The organism is Psychrobacter sp. FDAARGOS_221, from assembly GCF_002313155.2.
Classification (GTDB): Bacteria; Pseudomonadota; Gammaproteobacteria; order Pseudomonadales; family Moraxellaceae; genus Psychrobacter.
The window spans coordinates 424,845-443,378 of the sequence record NZ_NWFK02000001.1; the positions used below are offsets into that span (position 1 = coordinate 424,845).

Here is an 18,534-nt window from a genome sequence, read left to right on the forward strand (position 1 = left end):
GTACAGTATTCATTTTCCAATATGGTTAAATCATGGCAAATTCATCACAACCTTCACAAACTAATTTGAATAATACGAATGGAAGCACGCCGACAAACAATGAGATGGACCAATTAAAGACCTCTCGCTTAGACCGCCGTTTATCCATTGCAAAAACCTCATTAAACCTTGGTCGCCGCTGGGCAGGGAACAGCTTTAGTGGCCTGTTTTTAAGCAAAGAAGAGAAAGCCTCTCGCAACCAATCCTTTATGAAAGAACAAGCCGCTTATCTTGCTGATGAGCTGGGCAAATTGAAAGGGTCTGTGGTAAAAATTGGCCAGATGTTAGCCTTATATGGCGAGCATTTCTTACATCCTGAAATCACCGCTGCCTTATATCGCTTAAATGACAGTACCGCAAGCTTAGCCTGGCCAGTTGTCGAAACAGCAATTCGTCAGCAACTTGGTGATCGTATTCATGATCTTGACATCTCCACTACTCCAATTGGAACGGCCTCATTAGCCCAAGTTCACCGCGCTACTATCAAAGCGACTGGTCAACAAGTGGTATTAAAGGTTCAGTACCCGGGTGTAGCCGATGCCATTGATTCGGATTTAAGCTTTTTCAAACATTTGTTAAAAGTAACCAATGCGGTTCCTCAAACCAAAGCTTTGGATGAGTGGTTTAATGAAATCAGTGACTTACTAAAGGTTGAAGTCAATTATGACACTGAAGCCAAGACCACCATGCGCTTTTATGAGCGTTTAAAGGGTGATGAGCGTTATGCCGTACCTGAGGTTATTGAAGCTTACTCGACCGATAGAGTACTGTGCTTAAGCTTTGAAGAAGGTGTGCCAGTAACTCATGCAGATTTAAAAGCATTACCGCAACAGCGCCGTGACAAACTTGGTCAAGCGGCCATTGATATCATGCTTAATGAAATCTTCGTATGGGGCGAAATGCAAACTGACCCCAACTTTGGTAATTACTTAATTCGCTCTGAGCCTGTCGATAAGCCAGATGGTAAAGACACCTTGGTATTATTAGACTTTGGTGCCATGCGTCAATTTGATGATGATTTGTTAAAAATTGCGCGTAACTTAATGCTGGCAGGTTTCCATTATGACAAACAGCAGATGATGAATGCCATGCAAGGCTACCCTTTCTTTGACTCGATGAGTCAGGAAGTTAAGTCGAATATGGCGGATGTTTTCTTATTAGCGACTGAACCGTTCCGCTCACCAAAGTTGCAACAGTCAACGGTCAGTGAATTGATTGATGACGAAGGCTACTATCATTGGGCGGATAGTAACTTACACAAACGCTTGATGGAAAGCTCAGGCAGCGCTATGCAGTCACGTGAATTCAGTCTGCCGCCTAAAGAGTTTATGTTTATCAGTCGTAAGTTTATTGGCGCGTACACCTTTTTGACGGTGCTCGATGCGCGTACCAATACTTATGACACCATCAATCAGTTTGTACCGATTAATATGAGCAAACCTGAGTCGTTATAGTAAACAACCAAGCGATTTATAAATCTATTATGTAAAAGAACTTTCTAAAAAAAGCGCTATCACTCGATGTTTATTTATTTAACATCTGTGATAGCGCTTTTTTATTACTGACCATTTTTTTTAGCTGGATCTACTTAACTGGCTCTTTGCTAACTGATTGTAGTTTCCGCCTGCCACTGATCAAAACGAGTGACATAGCCCTTAGGCTTGGTTAAATTCAACTCCCAGCAGGTTTCGCCACGTGCTAAATATTTGATTTCAAAATGGGTGCGCTGACTGTCTGTCGCTACCTCTTTACGCTCGGTATCAAGCTGCCAAGTCTCAAGCGCTTGCTGATAGGCATTATCAATATAGTCTTCAATATTACTGGCTAACACCACTCTGCCCTCAGGCTTTAGTCGCGATAATAAAAATTCAAAAAACGGCATGTTTAACCATTGCTGGTTGGGGTTCTTAGGCTCAGGATTGGGATAGAGCAAATAAAACACATCGACACTTTGAGGCGGCAGCGCATGTACACAATAAGGAATGGCGTCTGCGTGTACTGCTAATAGGTTAGTTAAATCACTGGTGTGCTCAAGTCCCATTTCTCGAATTAAGCGTGGCAGCTTACTGTTATTTTGTGTTTTGGTAGCATTTTTGGCGCTATGGTCTTCATTACCACTATCAGCTTGATGCTGGTTTGCCACTGCCTGGATGCTTGCTTCAAAGGCCGTAAATTTATTAAGCGTACGCTCAATGGCAATGATATCGTGCTCAGGATGGCCATTGGCATATAAGATGGCATGTCGACCCTTACCCGCACCAATTTCAACAATTAACGGCCGCGTGTTATTTTCTATATCACCAGAGGCGTTATGCTGTTGGTTTGAACGCTGTAAAAATCTAGGTAACTGAAAGTCACGAGGCACGGTTAACTTCTCTGGTTTAAACGCCCTACTTTTTTGATGCGTTAGCTGGTTAGTTGATGTCTTTTCCACGGTCGCCTCTTGTATTAATTAAAAATTGTGCATACTATAATTTTACAGCTGTTGTGTTTTTACAGCCGTTATCTGGTTATAACTGTTATAATTTTAGCGTTAAAGTCAAAACAACACCAATTACCGATCACGGCTTAAATAACGTCAACACATAGACAGCCAATCCTTTTCGAAAAAAAGATTTAAAAATTATGAGTAAAGCAAATATCAGTGCCGATACAGATGAACAGTCTACAACACCGCAAACACCAAAAACCTACCCTTGCCCTCAATGTCGCAAGCCTACTTCATGGCAAAACAATCCATATAAGCCTTTTTGCAGTGACCGCTGCAAATTAATTGATCTTGGTGCTTGGGCCAATGAAGAGTATCGAGTGCCGGCTCAAGACGACCCCTTCTCTACTGATTTACATTAAGATAGATTTAAACCAAACAACCACAGCCCCTAACCCAAACAAATATTTGAGGAATTTTGTATGTCCGCTTCTGCCCCACGTTCCTACATCACCCCTACCTATAGTCCACAACCCATTAGCTTTAGCCGTGGCGAAGGCAGCTGGTTATATACCGCTGATAACACCGCCTATTTAGATGCACTTACTGGTATTGCGGTTTGTGGTCTCGGTCATTGTCATCCGCAAGTCACCGAAGCCATTCAGCAGCAGGCGCAAACCTTAGTGCATACCAGTAATTTATTCCAAATTGAATGGCAAGAAAAAGCTGCCGAAAGTCTGTGTACTGCTGCCGGTATGGACAGTGTGTTTTTTGCCAATAGTGGTGCTGAAGCCAATGAAGCGGCATTAAAAATGGCGCGCTTATACGGTTATAAAAAAGGCTTTAAGCAGCCTAAAGTCATCGTCATGGAGCGCTCATTTCATGGTCGCACCTTACTGTCTGTCTCAGCCACGGCCAATCCAAAAGCAAGAGAAGGCTTTTTTACCTTAGACCAAGACTTCATCCGTGTGCCTTTTGCGGACATTGAAGCCATTAAGCAGGTTGTACAAAATGAATCTGAAATCACCGCTGTGTTACTAGAACCTATTCAAGGTGAAGGCGGTCTAAATACCGCTGCTAATGGCTTTGACTTTTTAGCCGATATTCAAGCGTTATGTGATCAGAACGACTGGCTATTCATGCTAGATGAGGTTCAAACTGGTAATGGTCGAACCGGTAAATACTTTGCGTTTCAGCATAGCACGGTTCAGCCAGATGTGCTCTCTACTGCCAAAGGCTTAGGTAACGGCTTCCCTATTGGTGCTTGTATGGTCAGTGGACGTGCGCGTGACTTATTACAAGTTGGCAGCCATGGTTCAACCTATGGCGGCACGCCACTCGGCAGCCGTGTGGTACATAGTGTTTATGACGTGCTACGTCAAACCGATATCATGCAGAATGCTAAAACCGAAGGCGACTATATCCAAACTAACTTAACTAATGAGCTTAAGTCTCTTGGAGTTAGCACTCGCGGCTATGGCATGATGATTGGCGTGGTATTGCCTGAGCAAACTGACTGTAGCAATCTGGTCGATGATGCTCGCACCCAAGAGCAGCTAATTGTTAATGTCACCGGCGGTCATGTGGTGCGCTTATTGCCACCGCTTAACCTGTCACGTGACGAATCTGATCAAGTTATTGAAAGATTAACACGAGTGATTAAGCATACTTTGGCCTAATCTATCTTACCGCCAAAGCTCATTCCCAGTTAATCCTAGTTAAACAGTATCCCTAGTACTCAATAATCTAATAACACAACGATGCGCTAAAACATTTAGCGCATCGTCATTGGTCAATTTAAGTCATAGGCTCATCATATAGGCTGATAACCGCTAGCAAATAACGGCTACTTAAAGTTAGACAGCTGCTGCAAAGTTAGTTTTAACAAGCTTTGGGTATCGACAATGTTTTGCCCTGCATCAGTTTCACGTGCCGCTTTAATGGCTTGTTGTGCCTCTTTATCACGGTAACCTAAGCTGATTAGAGCTGATTCAACCTCTGCTAGAATAACGCCCTCTTTGCCTTGCTGAGTCATAGTCTCAGTATTAACGGTGCTCAATAGATCCGTATCATTTTCAATATGATCAAACTTACCTTTGAGTTCAATTAGCAGTCGCTGTGCGGTTTTTTTACCAATGCCAGGAACCCGAGTTAAAGCAGCTTCGTTATCAGATTCAACACTGTGTTTTAATTCAGAAGCTGACATGGTTGACATCATGGCCAATGCCATTTTTGCCCCAACCCCATTGATACGAATCAGTTGACGAAATACATCACGCTCACCGATGTTCAAAAAGCCAAACAATAGCTGTGCATCTTCGCGCACGTGCAAATGTGTCCATAGCATCACGCTTGCTTCCATTTGCAATTGGCAAAAATCGGGCAGCGGTAACTCCACTTCATACCCCACTCCTGCATTGGTCATGATACAAGCAACTGGCGCGGCCAGATGGCACACCCTTCCTTCAATAAGTCCAATCATAGTTTTATTTTCATCTCTAAAAACACAAGCTTAAATATTACAGGTTATTATTCTAATGAGAATCTAAATGGTTTTACTTTTAAAATACTAAAAACCAGGGGTAATCGCTGCTCATTATAGCATTAAAAAAGGCTCTGAAATTTCAGAGCCTTTTTATGAGGGATAAGGTCTATGCATTAGCTATGGGTATGTTTAATAGGGTCAAACATACCAGCTAAATTAATACTGTTGGTCTTCGTCTTCTACTTCAGCCAAAGGATTTGATTCAGACGCTTTATCGGCCATGTCAGAAGCACCATCAGCAACTGCAGTTGCGCCGTCAGCAACAGCTTCAGCGGTGTTTTCTACAGCTGTGTTCGCACCTTCTGCTACAGTATCACCAGCTTCTTGCAGCTGATTGCCAGCGTTTGATACCGCTTCAGAGACATCATTGCCTGCATTTTCAGCAGCAGCTTCTACAGAGCTTTGATCTTCTTTACTACAACCAGTGATCGCAACAACACCAGCAACTAGACCAGCAACAACAAGTTTACGGTTTAACATGCATACTCCTCACATAATGTGATATTAATGAATGGTTAGCATTCTAATGATTATTAAAGTAAAAAACAATGAAAATATTAAAAACTGCCATTAAGTTATACTAAAGTTACCATCAGTAACAATTTATACATAGGCTCTGCTAACGCTTGTACTTTGTTAAGCAGCTTATTAAGTAGCTCATTTTTAATTAACGTGAGCACTTTTTATTAACACACTACTATTTTAACATTTTTAGCATTTTTATGCGTAATAGAGCATATTTAGCTGGCAAATTAAGAACCTTTTCAAGAAATTATACAAATCACTTCAAACTACTTTAATAAATCAGCTGCAAACAGCTCAGCTTAACAGCTTAACGGTTACTGTGGTTTTGTAAAGCGGCAACGGCTGGCAAGGTTTTACCTTCAACGAACTCTAAGAAAGCACCACCGCCAGTCGACATATAGCTAACGCCGTCTTCAACTTCAAATTGATGGATAGCAGCTAAAGTATCCCCGCCACCTGCAATTGAGAAACCATTACTGTCACTCACTGCTTGTGATAATAGGCGTGTGCCTTCAGCAAAAGCTTCAACCTCAAATACACCGACTGGACCATTCCATAGAATAGTTGCTGCATTTTTTACTGCTTCAAAGATATGCTCAGAGCCTTCTTTTGCGACATCTAAAATCATTTCATCATCGCCAACTTCTGAGATAGATCTATGAATTGGTGTGGCTGACTGTAATGAGTTGATAAAGTCATCAAAGTTAATTTCACTTTTGTCAGCGACAACCACATTCTCTGGTAATAAGATTTCTGTTTGCGCCATAATATCTTTAGCAGTATCAATCATATCCGCTTCATATAATGAAGCCCCTACTGAGTGACCTTTAGCTGCAATGAAAGTATTGGCAATACCGCCGCCAACGATGATTTGATCGCAGATTTTAGCCAAGCTGATTAGCACATCTAGTTTAGTCGATACTTTTGAGCCGCCAACGATAGCAACCAATGGTTTTTTAGGCTGATGCAATGCTTTATCTAGTGCATCTAATTCTGCCGCTAATAAAGGACCGGCGCAGACCACTTTACCCGCACTGGCTGCCGCTTGGATAACACCTTCAGTTGATGCTTGCGCACGATGTGCAGTTCCAAAGGCATCCATCACAAACACATCACAAAGGTTGGCATAATCTGCTGATAATTCAGGACTATTTTTCTTTTCACCTTGGTTAAAGCGAACGTTTTCTAACAGCACTACTTCACCTGGGGCAACATCAACGTTATTGCCAACATAGTCTTTTTGCAATTTAACTGTTTGACCTAAATGCTCAGATAGATACTTAGCAACCGGCTGTAACGAGTACTTTTCTTCATACTCACCTTCGCTAGGACGGCCTAAATGTGAGCATACCAATACAGCAGCTCCTTCCTCAAGCGCTAACTTAATGGTAGGAATACTTGATTTTAAACGGGCATCGTTTGAGATTTTACCGTTTTGAATAGGTACGTTTAAGTCTTCACGAATCAGTACCCGCTTACCAGATAACGCTTGGTTTTCCATTCTAGCAAAGTTCATTTTATTACCCTTAGTTAATTCAGAGGTTAACAATTAATTTGAGTTTCCAATCAGTCGCTTAAAGCACCTAAAGTATTGAGTATTTGCTTAGTACCAATGCTCATAAGTACTATATGCTCAATAGAACAACGCTAAATGTCTAATAGCTCAACACTAATATCTAATAGCGTTATAGTGCCAAAATTTGAACAGATTCTACCACATTTTCACATCAATTTTATATTGAGTTTGCCACTTATCGTCCCCATTTCATCTATAGGAAGGCAGAGTTATTAGATATCCATAGCGTCAGTCTTTCCCTCGATTTATACAAAGCATATAAAGGATTTATTTGTTAAATAATGCTATGATTATAAGAATAAATCGACAATATTTTAATTAAGCATTTATTTATCAACTCTTAGTAAATATTTAAAATCGCTTATTTTTAAACACTAATTCGTTAATAGCAACTTCTTAGTAATAACGATAATTTAGTAATAATGACAATAATTAACCGTAAACCAGCTTATTGGGAGAAAAGTAATGAGTATTGATCTTAATGCAGCCAAAACAAAACTATTAGAGTTACAGCAAGAATATCAAACTCGAATCGATAAAATCGAAGACCATATTCACAACCCTCAAGACGACTTGAATGAACACTGGGATGACCAGGCCATTTCAATGCGTGAAAATGAAATGCGCAAGACTTTATTGGTCGAAGCTCAACAAGGTCTAACCTATGTTAACAATGCGCTAAGTCGTATTGAAAACGGTACCTATGGTGAATGCACCGTCTGTGGAGAGGATATTGAAGAGAAGCGTTTGCTTGCCATCCCATACGCAACGCTTTGTATGGAACACGCCTCTTAATACACTCTCATTAATTTGATTGTTTTTGACTAATTATTAATCGACAAATTATTAAGCAACAAAAAAACGCCATGATTCAAATCAGGGCGTTTTTTATGGTTCACTGTTTTATAAAACTCTAACAGTCAGTGCTCGCTATCTATTTGATTAGATTGAGCGACGTGATGCTAGGTTAGTTAGAATGGTCTCTGCATCATTCCAACGAGCTGATGAGTTTTTCGCACCCAAGATAACAATAATAGCTGGACGGTTATTCACTTGTGTTTCCATCACAACACAGCGGCCTGCTTCGTTAATGAAACCTGTTTTTGAAATACCGATTGGATAAGTACCATTGCGTACTAATACACTGGTGTTACTCGCTGGGTAGTTACGGTTACCGGCTGCATAGTTAGCAACGAAGAAGTCATAGCTTTTGGTTGTTGAGAAGCGACGAATCACTTCATACTGACCAGCAGCTTGAACCATTTTCACCAAATCAACTGGCGATGCAACGTTACGCTTATCAAGACCGGTTGGGTCTCCAAAGAACGCACTGCCCATGCCTAGTGATTGTGCCTTACGGTTCATATCACGCATGAATGCATCATAGCCGCCTGGATAGTTACGTGCTAGCGACTTAGCAGCTGGGTTTTCTGACTTCATTAATGTCATTAATAACAGTTCAGCGCGGTTCAAGCGATCGCCTGCTTTTAAGCGCGAACTGGCACGCTTAGGACCGATGAAGTCTTCTGGATCAAGTTTGATCTCTTCACGCATGTCTAAGCCAGCATCTAGCACAACCATAGCAGTCATTAGCTTAGTAATAGAAGCAATTGGGCGTGCCACATCGGCGTTCTTTTGATATAAAGGCTTGCCACTTTCTACATCCATCACAATCACGCCACGTGAGGCGGTAGAGATAGGTAGAGTGTCAAAGTAGCTTGGTGTGTTGTTTGCACTTGCAAATGAAGTCGTGCTGGTAGTTGGGTTCGAGTACATAATATTACGTGCTTCAGATAACCCGCCGGCGTTACCCCACTGAATTTTTGAATTACCAGTTTTGCCCGGTTCTACAATGGTAAGTGCAGCATGAGATGCTGAGCTCACAGTACCCAAACCCAATGCGATGCAGACAAAGATATAAGATTTGTTGAAAGATTTTTTAATGCTCATAAGTCATCCCACTTGAGTCGAAAATTAAGGTATAGGCTTTTTGTTAACTCACTAATTTCAGTTAATTTATCAAATACTATTTGATTAAATACTGGCATCCTGACATCATGCTGATGCGTAAAGCTTACACCGCTTAACTAAAATATGTACAAAACCATACTCATGTTTAGATAATTACAACCAATCTAAACATGGCACTATGGTTTATGTTAATAATAATGAATAATATGGGGATAGCATCAATAATTAATTGCTATTCATCCCTTTATTTTAAATAATAGAACAATGTCAATAGTCATTCTATTGCCTTATTATTAGTTATATTAACATCATTAACGGCAGCAGTTAAGTATTAATTCTTATAAAAGGTAAGGTATTAAGGTGCATTGTCAATTCAAAACATTTGATTTACGATACAGCAACATAAAATACTGCTAATATAGTTAATACAACATAAAAGTAAAAAGACTATAAAGATTTCTTTAGGAAAGCGTTATGATTAAAGTTTTGGTAGTCGATGATCACGACTTAGTAAGAATGGGCATTAGCAGAATGTTGGCTGATGATCCAGAAATTGAAGTGATAGGTGAAGCCAATAGCGGTGAAATGGCCATTAAAATGGTCAGATCAATGCAACCTGATGTCGTATTGCTCGACGTCAATATGCCTAATATCGGCGGCGTTGAGGCAACCAAAAGACTGCGCCAGTTTGATGATAAGGTCAAAATCTTAGCAGTCAGCAGTGTCTCTGCACAGCCCTACCCTTCGATGCTATTAAAAGCAGGTGTCAATGGTTATATCACTAAAGGCACGCCGTTGGTCGAAATGATCAAGGCCATCAAAAAAGTAAATCAAGGCAGTAAATATTTTAGTAGCGATGTGGCAGAGCAGCTCGCTGACATGCTATTAACCGATAATGAAGAGTCGCCCTTTGATCGCTTAAGTGAGCGTGAAAAGCAAGTAGCCATGATGGTTGTTAACTGTCAAAGTCCACAGCAGATTGCTGATCAGCTATTTGTGAGTGTTAAAACAGTCAATACCTATCGCTACCGTATCTTTGAAAAAGTGGGTGTCGATAGTGATGTTAAGTTAACTCATTTGGCCATGCGTCATGGTTTGATTACACCCTAGCCCAATGATACGCCCTAGCCTAGTTAAACGATGAGGATTGCTATCAACTAGTAATCCTCAATCACAGATAACCCATCAAGCTCATCTTCGAACTTAATACCCAGCGGTCTATCTTGGGTCAACAAATAATCAACCGCCTTTTGCTGCCAGTCACTACCATCATGCTCAAAGCTGATATCAGGTTTTACACCAACACCATCGATAGGCTCACCTTTCGCGCTTCGATATTCAGCCACAGTCAGCTTTAATGCGCCGCCTGACTTAAGCGGAATCACTTCCTGAACCGTGCCCTTGCCAAAGCTTTGCTCGCCCAATATTTTGGCGCGTTGGTTGCTTTTAAAGCTACTGGCCAGCACTTCTGCTGCTGAAGCCGAGTAACGATTTTGTAAAATAACTACTGGCAAATCTGATAAGTAAGGCACACCGTTGGAGTTCAGCAATTGGCTACGATTGGTTCTATTACGCACTTGAATGAGACTGCTATCACCGATAAACAAACTGGCCACATCAATCGCAGAGGACAGTACGCCCCCAGGATTATTCCTAACATCAAGCACCACACCAGTAATCGGCACTCCTGTTTGTCTTAATGCTTCAATCAGCTGATCTTTAGAACCATTTTGGAACACTGGTAAGCGAATCACAGCGATATCTTGCTGAACGCTCACTTGAAGCTTGTTATTGGCCGCAAGGTTTCTTTGCAAGATTATGCTGCGTCTGCTGCCTTGCTTACTAATAACAGTGACAGATACTTGAGAGCCTGCCACGCCAGATAGTAGCTGAGTGACATCTTGTGGGGTCATATCAGAGGTTAATTCAGCACGCTTAATACGTACTAGCTTATCGCCAACTTCAATACCTGCTTCTTTCGCAGAAGACTGCGCTAACACCTCTCTAACTATCCAATATCCAGAAATTGGATCGTAGCGGGCAACAATACCGACTTGGCCGATTTCACCATCTGTAAAGCTGCGTAAGCGCTCATAGTTATCTTCAGTTAGATACTCAGCATGGTTATCTAACTTCTCAAGCATTCCGGTAATGGCATGCTGGAATAGAACTTCATCGTTCACTGGACGTAAATAGTCGTGGCGTATGACATCGATCACTTCGACAAAAGCTTCAATGGTTTCAGGAGAGATGGCATTTAAAGGCACATGCTCAATGCCAAGCTGAATATCAGAGTTTGAAGGCGCATCAATCGCGTCATCTTCCTCTTCTTCAACAAACACCGATTCATCAAGGGCGTCATCGGTAGCGACGGCATCAATATCATCGCAGTCATCAACACACTCTTCATCATCATAGCCGGTATGCTTGACATCAGTGAAGGTATCTTCATCATCTGTTACGATGCTGTTGTTTTGACCGGTTTTATTTTGAAGAGGTCGGGTCATACCTGAGTTTGGGTAGATTCGAGTAGCACGATTTGAGGCTTCATGCGGTGTATCCGCTTCAACCCTTGATGCTTGCTCATCTGTCAAAATAGCATCTGTGCTATTGCCTTGAGCATAAGCAACCGGTGTTAATAATGAGCTCGATATGCAAAGCGTCAATAATAACTTTTTTAACCGTCTCTGCCCAAACATCAGCTGACCACAACTTAGCCGACCATCACCTAGCGCCCTAAACACATGAGGGTCTGGATTAGCTTGCAGCATCAAAAGCTCAGAAAGCCTGTAACTTTTAGCCACAAGCTTTTGAGTGGTGTCAGCTGTATGTTGGACACAGTTGTTATGTTGAGACGCTTTTCTGCTCATTATGGACTCTACTTTATACTTAATTACTATCGATACTGCCTTTGATTTAGGCTGTAACCTATTCTTTAGGCTGCAATAAATCTAAGCCTGTCATTTCTTCTGGGACATCAAGCGCCATTAGGCCTAAAATGGTAGGTGCTACATCACTGAGTTTACCACCACTGCGTACCTGAACTTGCTTATCACCAACATAAATTAACGGCACTTGTTCTGTTGTATGCTGGGTATGCACCTGCCCACTTTCATAATCCTGCATCTGTTCACAGTTACCATGATCAGCAGTGATCAGCATATGACCGCCTTCTTCAAGCACCGCATCTGCCACAGCACCAACTGCCACATCCAATGCTTCAACCGCTTTAACCGCTGCATCGAAGTTACCTGTGTGCCCTACCATATCACCATTGGCATAGTTGACGATTAACACGTCATACTTACCTGAATGAATGGCATCGACCAGATTTTGCGTCACTTCAGGCGCACTCATCTCTGGTTTTAAATCATACGTTTCCACATCAGGAGATGGGATTAAGATACGTGACTCACCTTCATACTCATCTTCTTTACCACCACTGAAGAAGAAAGTTACGTGCGCAAACTTTTCAGTCTCTGCAATTCGAAGTTGGGTTTTATCATTATTTTGTAGATACTCACCTAGGGTGTTATGCAGTGTGGTCGGCGCATAAGCAACTGATGTTTTTGGATGCGCAGCCAGCTCATCTGAGTAATGAGTCATCATAACAAACGCTGATAAGCGCGGTTGTTTTTTACGAGCGAAACCAGAGAACTCATGATCCGGTAGGATGAAGGCTTGGCTTAATTCACGCGCTCTATCGGCACGGAAATTCATAAAGATAACCGCATCGTTATCATCTATGGTAATTGGTGTCTCACCATGTTCAATCACGTTAGTTGGGCTAACAAACTCATCGGTCTCACGTGCTTTATAAGCCGCTTGCACCGCGCCATCGGCACGGGTTGCCATACGTTCAGATTTACCTAGGGTCAATAAGTCGTAGGCTTGTTGCACACGATCCCAGCGATTGTCACGATCCATAGCGTAATAGCGGCCAATAATACTTGCAATCTGCACCTGGCTTTCATAATAGCCATTTAAATTATTCAAATAATCACGCAAACGCTTAATATATTTGTCTGCAGACTTAGGCGGCGTATCACGTCCATCTAAGAAGCAATGCACATATACCCCTTTGGCCCCGTGAACCACAGCGGCATGACACATGGCTTCAATATGGTCTTGATGCGCATGCACGCCACCATCTGACAATAAGCCCATAATATGCACATTACCACCCGCATCTGTGGCTGCTTGAATGGCTTCGGTTAGCGCAGGATTTTTGTAAAAATCACGGTTTTTGATATCACGTGAAATACGGGTAGAATCTTGGAATAAGACACGCCCTGCGCCAAGGTTCATATGACCGACTTCTGAGTTACCAAATTGACCTTCTGGTAAACCAACATCCTCACCAGACCCAGATATTAAGCCATGCGGATAAGTTTGGTTAATACGATCAAGATTGGGTGTATTAGCAGCAGCGATGGCATTATCTCGCTGATCTTCACGGTATCCAAAACCATCTAAAATCATTAGTACGTGTGGAATCTTTTTATTATTATCAGCTGCTACCATGTCATTATTCTCCGATTCGTTACTGGTTGTGATTAAAAACAATAAAATACGATAGCCAAATTACAATACAGGCAATTAAAACAAAACCTAACTTATCAATTGTAACACACAAGCCTATTTTCCAATAATGGAAGATTGTGCTTGCAAAAATTCAATCCCGTATTTTCGCCAATTAAGTCTATGTATTAACGCACATTTTAACGCCTAAATTGCTTTGAATTGAGTTTAACTTTTCTTCAAAACCTTGTATATACAAACATCATATTGCTACCCTTCGCTATGAAAAGGCTACGCTTCTTAACAAACAAAGTTGGCGCTGCATTTGCAACTACTATCAATTTTAGTTAGAATCTAAAGACTCTGAAGTGTTCGCCAGTGGATGATATTCCCTGAGCCGATAATGCACTAAATGGATGTGCTATCTATTGTCTTATTGTGTAAGCCTGCACTGCTCGCAGTGACTCAGGAAACCTTAAGAGACAGTGACACATCCGCCCTGAACTTCACGGTTCATGGGTTCCCATCTTACAGCGGCACTTCGGTCTAATATTTTTGCTATTAAGCATATAAAAAAGCCCTTTTATTAATAAAAGGGCTTTTTTTATTTTAGGACTTTATTGAGCATTGTTTATTCATGAGTATGAGTCATGGCATTATCAGCAACTTGGCATAACCTGCAATCAATTACTCACACTCATTGTGCTCGTGATTGCTTTAGTCGTCATTGGCTGGCTTATCTAGCTTTTTAACATCTTTTACCACTGTTTTTGCTGAACCATCAACGGTTGTATTGTGCTTGAAGCCACCACCAAATGGACTGCTACCACCTGTTTTATTAGAAAATGGATCTTGGCTTCCAAATGGGCTTTGACCACCGAATGGATTTTGACCACCAAAAGGATTGCCGCCTGCACCGCCGAATGGATTTTGACCACCCATTTGACCGCCCATCTGTTTTGCCATCATTTCCATCATTTTTTGTTGGTTATTCATGACGTAATTATTGGCCACATCTTTTAGCTTTTTCTGTACCGGTGGTAAGATTACTAATAGCGCCAAAACGTCAGACAATAGACCTGGAATTAATAGCAATAGGCCGCCCACTGCCATGCCAATGGTTTTCATGATTGTCGTTTCAGGTGGACGCATGGCAGGATTTAACATACCACCAGATTTCATCTGTTGTGCCATTGGATTCAAGGTAGTCATGCCTCGACGCATTAATGACAAACCAATCACTGCTGCCGCGATAAACCAGAAGAATATCCACCAGCCACTAATAAATTGTGCAGCCAGATACCACAATAGCATTTCAATGATAAACCAGACGATGGCAATGCCAACTAATTGACCCATAATGTGTCATCCTATTTTCGCTAAAACAAATAAATTAATTAAAATCTGTGCAATTAAAAATTTTAAACTCTGATATGTTATCTATATGGGGATGGCTTGCTATACTATCAAATTAAACTAGGCATTTGTTAGTGTTTTACCTCAAAGTAAAGCGTTTTTGCCAACCCTCTAATCACCTTTTTTATAAGTAAAATAAAAACTATGGCAATCATTATTGGAATAGATCCTGGGTCTCGATTAACCGGATATGGCATCATCCATCAAACTGGAGATAAGCTGCGCTATTTAGATGCAGGCACCATACGCACTGAGACCAAAGAAATGCCAGAACGATTAAAGCGTATCTTTAACGGCATCACTCGCATCACACAATATCACTTAAAATATGCCAATGAACCCATCCATGCCGCCGTCGAGCAGGTATTTATGGCATCTAACCCAGACTCTGCACTTAAACTTGGTCAGGCGCGTGGTGCTGCCATAGCAGCTTTAGTGGCTTTAGACTTAGAAGTATCTGAATATACCGCCCGACAGATTAAACAAGCAGTGTGTGGTTATGGCGCAGCAGACAAAATCCAAGTTCAAGAAATGGTATGTCGTATCTTAAATCTTGAGGTTACACCGCAACAAGATGCCGCTGACGGGCTGGCATGCGCCATATGTCACGCCCACTCTAGTCATTCAATGAACAAGCTGCTAATGAATAGTGCACTAAAAGGGCGCGGATCATCAAAGAAAAAAGGCCGTTGGCGCTTAACTGAAGAAGACATTGCCAATCTTAAATAGCCATTGCTTAAATAAAGATTCGCAATCTTCCATTGCTTAACAACACTCAGCAACTGAGCTACTCAACTACTGAGCTTTCAACGATTCTATCGAACACGTAGACAGACTGCTTACCCTTAACATCGGCTGGATCAACAACAAAGCGTTTTATGCGAACCACTTGATCAAGCCCAGTGTCATGCTGATAGCCTTCGATTGGATCAACAATCAGTTGCCAAGGACCAAAACCGGTTTTGATACCTTTATCATCATAAAATACTTCTCTGGCTTTAAGGCAGGTGCTGCCAGCATCAGGGTTTGGACATTGCTGCAGCTGATGATCTATTTGCCAAAAAACAGTACCAGCTTGCTGTCCATAGCGCGCTTCAGGGGTTTTCGCCCCTTGCCAAACTATGGTAGACCCATTTTCAGTGGTCTGAGTCAAAATCGGATTTTCTGCCGCTTTTAAGCTCAGTTGACTGCGGCCATCCATAAGACTAGCCAATTGTTTTTCAGCAGCATCCAAATCTTGGCACAGCATCATAGTACTGATTATTTGACCGACCTGCATCGTATTTGATTGAAGCGTATAGCCAGCGCCCATCGAGTTACAGCCCACACTAAACCAAATACCGTAGCCATTTTGCTTCTTATCGAAGCTTAGCGTCACTTGTTGCTTGATTTTATTTAACGACTCAATCGGACGCTTTTGATTATCGGTCGCTTTAACCAATTGCCAATGATAAGCAGCTAAATCATTGTTGTTGATCTGCTTGACTGCTTCAGCACTGTGATTGGTACTGTCATTAGTGGTACCTTCATTTTGATGTAAAGACATGGTCTGACATCCTGTTAAACTAATAAGGGTAGCAAAAGCCACTATAGGCAAGGTACGAAACGTTGACATAAAACCTCTTAACTTAATTGAATGACTGAATATGACTGGGCGAATAAGCTGCTGTCATTATTTGATTAGTTCTATTTGATTAGCTCTTTTTAAAACCAAATTGCTCATCCATCATTTTATAAAAGCGAGCAATACCCGTGCCATGCGCTAAAGGATCGAATTTTAACACACGACCAAAATCTAGCGCGATATACAGTACGATATCGGCATAACTTAACTGCTTGCCCATCAAGTAGTCATTATTTTGAAGAATATTGTCAAAGTAAGGCAACACTTTGATAGCGCGCTCAATCGACTTAGGTCCCATTTCAGGAACTTGATCGACTCGATGCGCTTTGGAAGGATGGGTATGCTGAAACGCCAGCATAAAGTTATACAATACTTCAAACTCTGCTGTACGGCGCAAAGAGGCAACCCGCGCACGCTGCACCACATCATTACCCATTACTGAGCGCTCACCATAGACGCGGTCAAGATACTCACAAATTGCCTGAGAGTCATTAAGCACAGTGCCATCGTCTAAGACCAATACTGGCAATAGCTGTAATGGGTTTATCTTAGTAAACTCTTCTGTGAGATGCTCCCCTTGTGCCATATCAATATCAATGACGTCGATGTCATCCATATCGTCAATATTTAGGCCCTTAGCTTGCATTAATACCAATACTTTACGTGGATTTGGTGCTCTGCGGTTTAAATATAATTTTTTCATCACAAACTCCTTTTGCTTTGAATTATTGTTGTTTATTTATCTAGCGTCTTATTAATATAGGACATTTATTGTTAGGTTAATAGACTAATATCTTAATACACCTTTTAATAATAATTTTAGCCAGTATTTTAATATCAGTATTTTAATAAATAAGTGTTTTAGTATATGAATGTTCTAGTAGCAGCACGCTTCTGTCTTAACATTATTCTATCTTAATACTGCTTTATCTTAACATTGAAAGGCACAGTGACAAAAAAGGCCTCACCGTAATTATACAGTGAGGCCTTCCAAATTTATACCGCTTTTAAATTAAACCACTTTTAAATTAAACAGTTCCTAAGCGTATTATTTGCTTGGATCTGGTGTGGTACGAAGGTATGGTTTAATTTCAGTAAAGCCTTTTGGATAATCTTTTTCAGAAATATCTTCAGTTTTTATGCTTGGCGGAATGATAACGTCTTTACCTTTGGTCCAGTCTACTGGCGTAGCAACGTTATATTCGTCTGTTAACTGAAGCGCATCAATCACACGCAGAATCTCGTCGAAGTTACGACCAACGCTGGCTGGGTAAGTTAGCGTTAAGCGAACTTTTTTGGCTGGATCGATGATAAACACACTACGTACGGTATGAGTAGTGGCTGCATTTGGGTGAATCATGTCATATAACTCAGCCACTTTTTTATCAGGATCTGCAACAATTGGGAAGTTAAGATCTGTGCCTTGAGTCTCACCGATGTCTTTTGCCCATGCATTATGATCATCAATATCATCTACTGAGATTGCGATTGGTTTTACACCACGCTTCTGAAACTCACCATTTAGTGCCGCTGTACGACCAAGCTCTGTGGTACATACTGGCGTAAAATCAGCAGGATGTGAGAAAAACACAACCCAGTTATCACCTGCCCAATCATGGAAGTTAATATCACCATCTGTGGTAGTTGCGTCAAAGTTTGGTGCGGTATCACCTAAACGTAAATGTGCCATAATCAAAATCCTTATTCTTTTATTGATTTATTGGTTTAATTGCTTAGCATCAGTATTAGTCAATACAATGCACACACTGCCGTACTTTCAGGCGGTGTACTATCATTTATAGTATCAAAACTAATATTGGAAGACTATGCCAGTTTGTAAAGTGGTTATGCTTTAATCCTAATTGACAGTTTTTTGCCATTCATTTGTG

The 18,534-nt window shown here is 41.2% G+C and carries 17 protein-coding genes and 1 other RNA gene; 7 read left to right on the top strand and 11 right to left on the bottom strand.

The window, feature by feature from the left end; genetic code table 11:
* The first annotated feature begins 32 nt into the window (after positions 1-32).
* Entirely contained in the window at positions 33-1,493 is a 1,461-nt protein-coding gene (locus A6J60_RS01810) for an ABC1 kinase family protein (RefSeq protein ID WP_096064481.1), read from the top strand.
* A gap of 149 nt (positions 1,494-1,642) precedes the next feature.
* On the opposite strand, the gene A6J60_RS01815 is transcribed toward A6J60_RS01810, so the two are convergent.
* Complete coding sequence (locus A6J60_RS01815) at positions 1,643-2,473, bottom strand: methyltransferase (protein WP_096064482.1); 831 nt, start codon at positions 2,471-2,473, stop codon at positions 1,643-1,645.
* A gap of 191 nt (positions 2,474-2,664) precedes the next feature.
* On the opposite strand from A6J60_RS01815, the gene A6J60_RS01820 reads away from it, so the two are divergent.
* The gene (locus tag A6J60_RS01820) at positions 2,665-2,889 is read left to right on the top strand and encodes a DNA gyrase inhibitor YacG (RefSeq protein ID WP_096064483.1); all 225 of its coding nucleotides are present in this window, start codon (positions 2,665-2,667) and stop codon (positions 2,887-2,889) included.
* A 60-nt stretch (positions 2,890-2,949) separates the two neighbouring features.
* The gene (locus tag A6J60_RS01825) at positions 2,950-4,146 is read left to right on the top strand and encodes an aspartate aminotransferase family protein (protein ID WP_096064484.1); all 1,197 of its coding nucleotides are present in this window, start codon (positions 2,950-2,952) and stop codon (positions 4,144-4,146) included.
* A gap of 167 nt (positions 4,147-4,313) precedes the next feature.
* Here A6J60_RS01825 and ruvA read toward each other — a convergent pair whose 3' ends face one another.
* From ruvA to A6J60_RS01840, 3 genes are all read right to left on the bottom strand, one after another.
* Entirely contained in the window at positions 4,314-4,949 is a 636-nt protein-coding gene (gene ruvA, locus A6J60_RS01830) for a Holliday junction branch migration protein RuvA (protein WP_096064485.1), read from the bottom strand.
* Between the two features lie 219 nt (positions 4,950-5,168).
* The gene (locus A6J60_RS01835) at positions 5,169-5,492 is read right to left on the bottom strand and encodes a hypothetical protein (protein ID WP_096064486.1); all 324 of its coding nucleotides are present in this window, start codon (positions 5,490-5,492) and stop codon (positions 5,169-5,171) included.
* 352 nt (positions 5,493-5,844) lie between these two features.
* Positions 5,845-7,053 (bottom strand): phosphoglycerate kinase, encoded by a 1,209-nt coding sequence (locus tag A6J60_RS01840; protein ID WP_096064487.1) that lies wholly within the window; start codon positions 7,051-7,053, stop codon positions 5,845-5,847.
* Between the two features lie 525 nt (positions 7,054-7,578).
* Here A6J60_RS01840 and A6J60_RS01845 point away from each other — a divergent pair.
* Positions 7,579-7,908 (top strand): TraR/DksA family transcriptional regulator, encoded by a 330-nt coding sequence (locus tag A6J60_RS01845; RefSeq protein ID WP_096064488.1) that lies wholly within the window; start codon positions 7,579-7,581, stop codon positions 7,906-7,908.
* A 147-nt stretch (positions 7,909-8,055) separates the two neighbouring features.
* On the opposite strand, the gene A6J60_RS01850 is transcribed toward A6J60_RS01845, so the two are convergent.
* Complete coding sequence (locus A6J60_RS01850) at positions 8,056-9,063, bottom strand: serine hydrolase (protein ID WP_096064489.1); 1,008 nt, start codon at positions 9,061-9,063, stop codon at positions 8,056-8,058.
* A 495-nt stretch (positions 9,064-9,558) separates the two neighbouring features.
* Between A6J60_RS01850 and A6J60_RS01855 the strand changes: the two genes are divergently transcribed.
* A complete protein-coding gene (locus A6J60_RS01855; protein ID WP_096064490.1) occupies positions 9,559-10,194 on the top strand; it encodes a response regulator in 636 nt (211 codons plus the stop codon).
* A gap of 47 nt (positions 10,195-10,241) precedes the next feature.
* Here A6J60_RS01855 and A6J60_RS01860 read toward each other — a convergent pair whose 3' ends face one another.
* Both A6J60_RS01860 and gpmI read right to left on the bottom strand, forming a co-directional pair.
* Complete coding sequence (locus tag A6J60_RS01860; RefSeq protein WP_227526028.1) at positions 10,242-11,954, bottom strand: S41 family peptidase; 1,713 nt, start codon at positions 11,952-11,954, stop codon at positions 10,242-10,244.
* Positions 11,955-12,012: 58 nt separating this feature from the next.
* The gene (gene gpmI, locus A6J60_RS01865) at positions 12,013-13,608 is read right to left on the bottom strand and encodes a 2,3-bisphosphoglycerate-independent phosphoglycerate mutase (protein ID WP_096064491.1); all 1,596 of its coding nucleotides are present in this window, start codon (positions 13,606-13,608) and stop codon (positions 12,013-12,015) included.
* Between the two features lie 354 nt (positions 13,609-13,962).
* On the opposite strand from gpmI, the gene ssrS reads away from it, so the two are divergent.
* A non-coding RNA gene (ssrS, locus tag A6J60_RS01870) (6S RNA) lies at positions 13,963-14,157 on the top strand.
* Between the two features lie 165 nt (positions 14,158-14,322).
* Here ssrS and A6J60_RS01875 read toward each other — a convergent pair.
* Entirely contained in the window at positions 14,323-14,964 is a 642-nt protein-coding gene (locus tag A6J60_RS01875; RefSeq protein WP_096064492.1) for an FxsA family protein, read from the bottom strand.
* 201 nt (positions 14,965-15,165) lie between these two features.
* Here A6J60_RS01875 and ruvC point away from each other — a divergent pair, with 201 nt between their 5' ends.
* Positions 15,166-15,750 (top strand): crossover junction endodeoxyribonuclease RuvC, encoded by a 585-nt coding sequence (gene ruvC, locus A6J60_RS01880; protein ID WP_096064493.1) that lies wholly within the window; start codon positions 15,166-15,168, stop codon positions 15,748-15,750.
* Between the two features lie 58 nt (positions 15,751-15,808).
* On the opposite strand, the gene A6J60_RS01885 is transcribed toward ruvC, so the two are convergent.
* The 3 genes from A6J60_RS01885 to A6J60_RS01895 all read right to left on the bottom strand — a co-directional run bounded on the left by A6J60_RS01885 (position 15,809) and on the right by A6J60_RS01895 (position 18,335).
* Entirely contained in the window at positions 15,809-16,636 is an 828-nt protein-coding gene (locus tag A6J60_RS01885) for an META domain-containing protein (protein ID WP_096064494.1), read from the bottom strand.
* Between the two features lie 79 nt (positions 16,637-16,715).
* Complete coding sequence (locus tag A6J60_RS01890) at positions 16,716-17,348, bottom strand: glutathione S-transferase family protein (protein ID WP_096064495.1); 633 nt, start codon at positions 17,346-17,348, stop codon at positions 16,716-16,718.
* A 345-nt stretch (positions 17,349-17,693) separates the two neighbouring features.
* On the bottom strand, positions 17,694-18,335 hold the full coding sequence (locus A6J60_RS01895; protein ID WP_096064496.1) for a peroxiredoxin: 642 nt from the start codon (positions 18,333-18,335) through the stop codon (positions 17,694-17,696).
* Between the last annotated feature and the right edge of the window lie 199 nt (positions 18,336-18,534).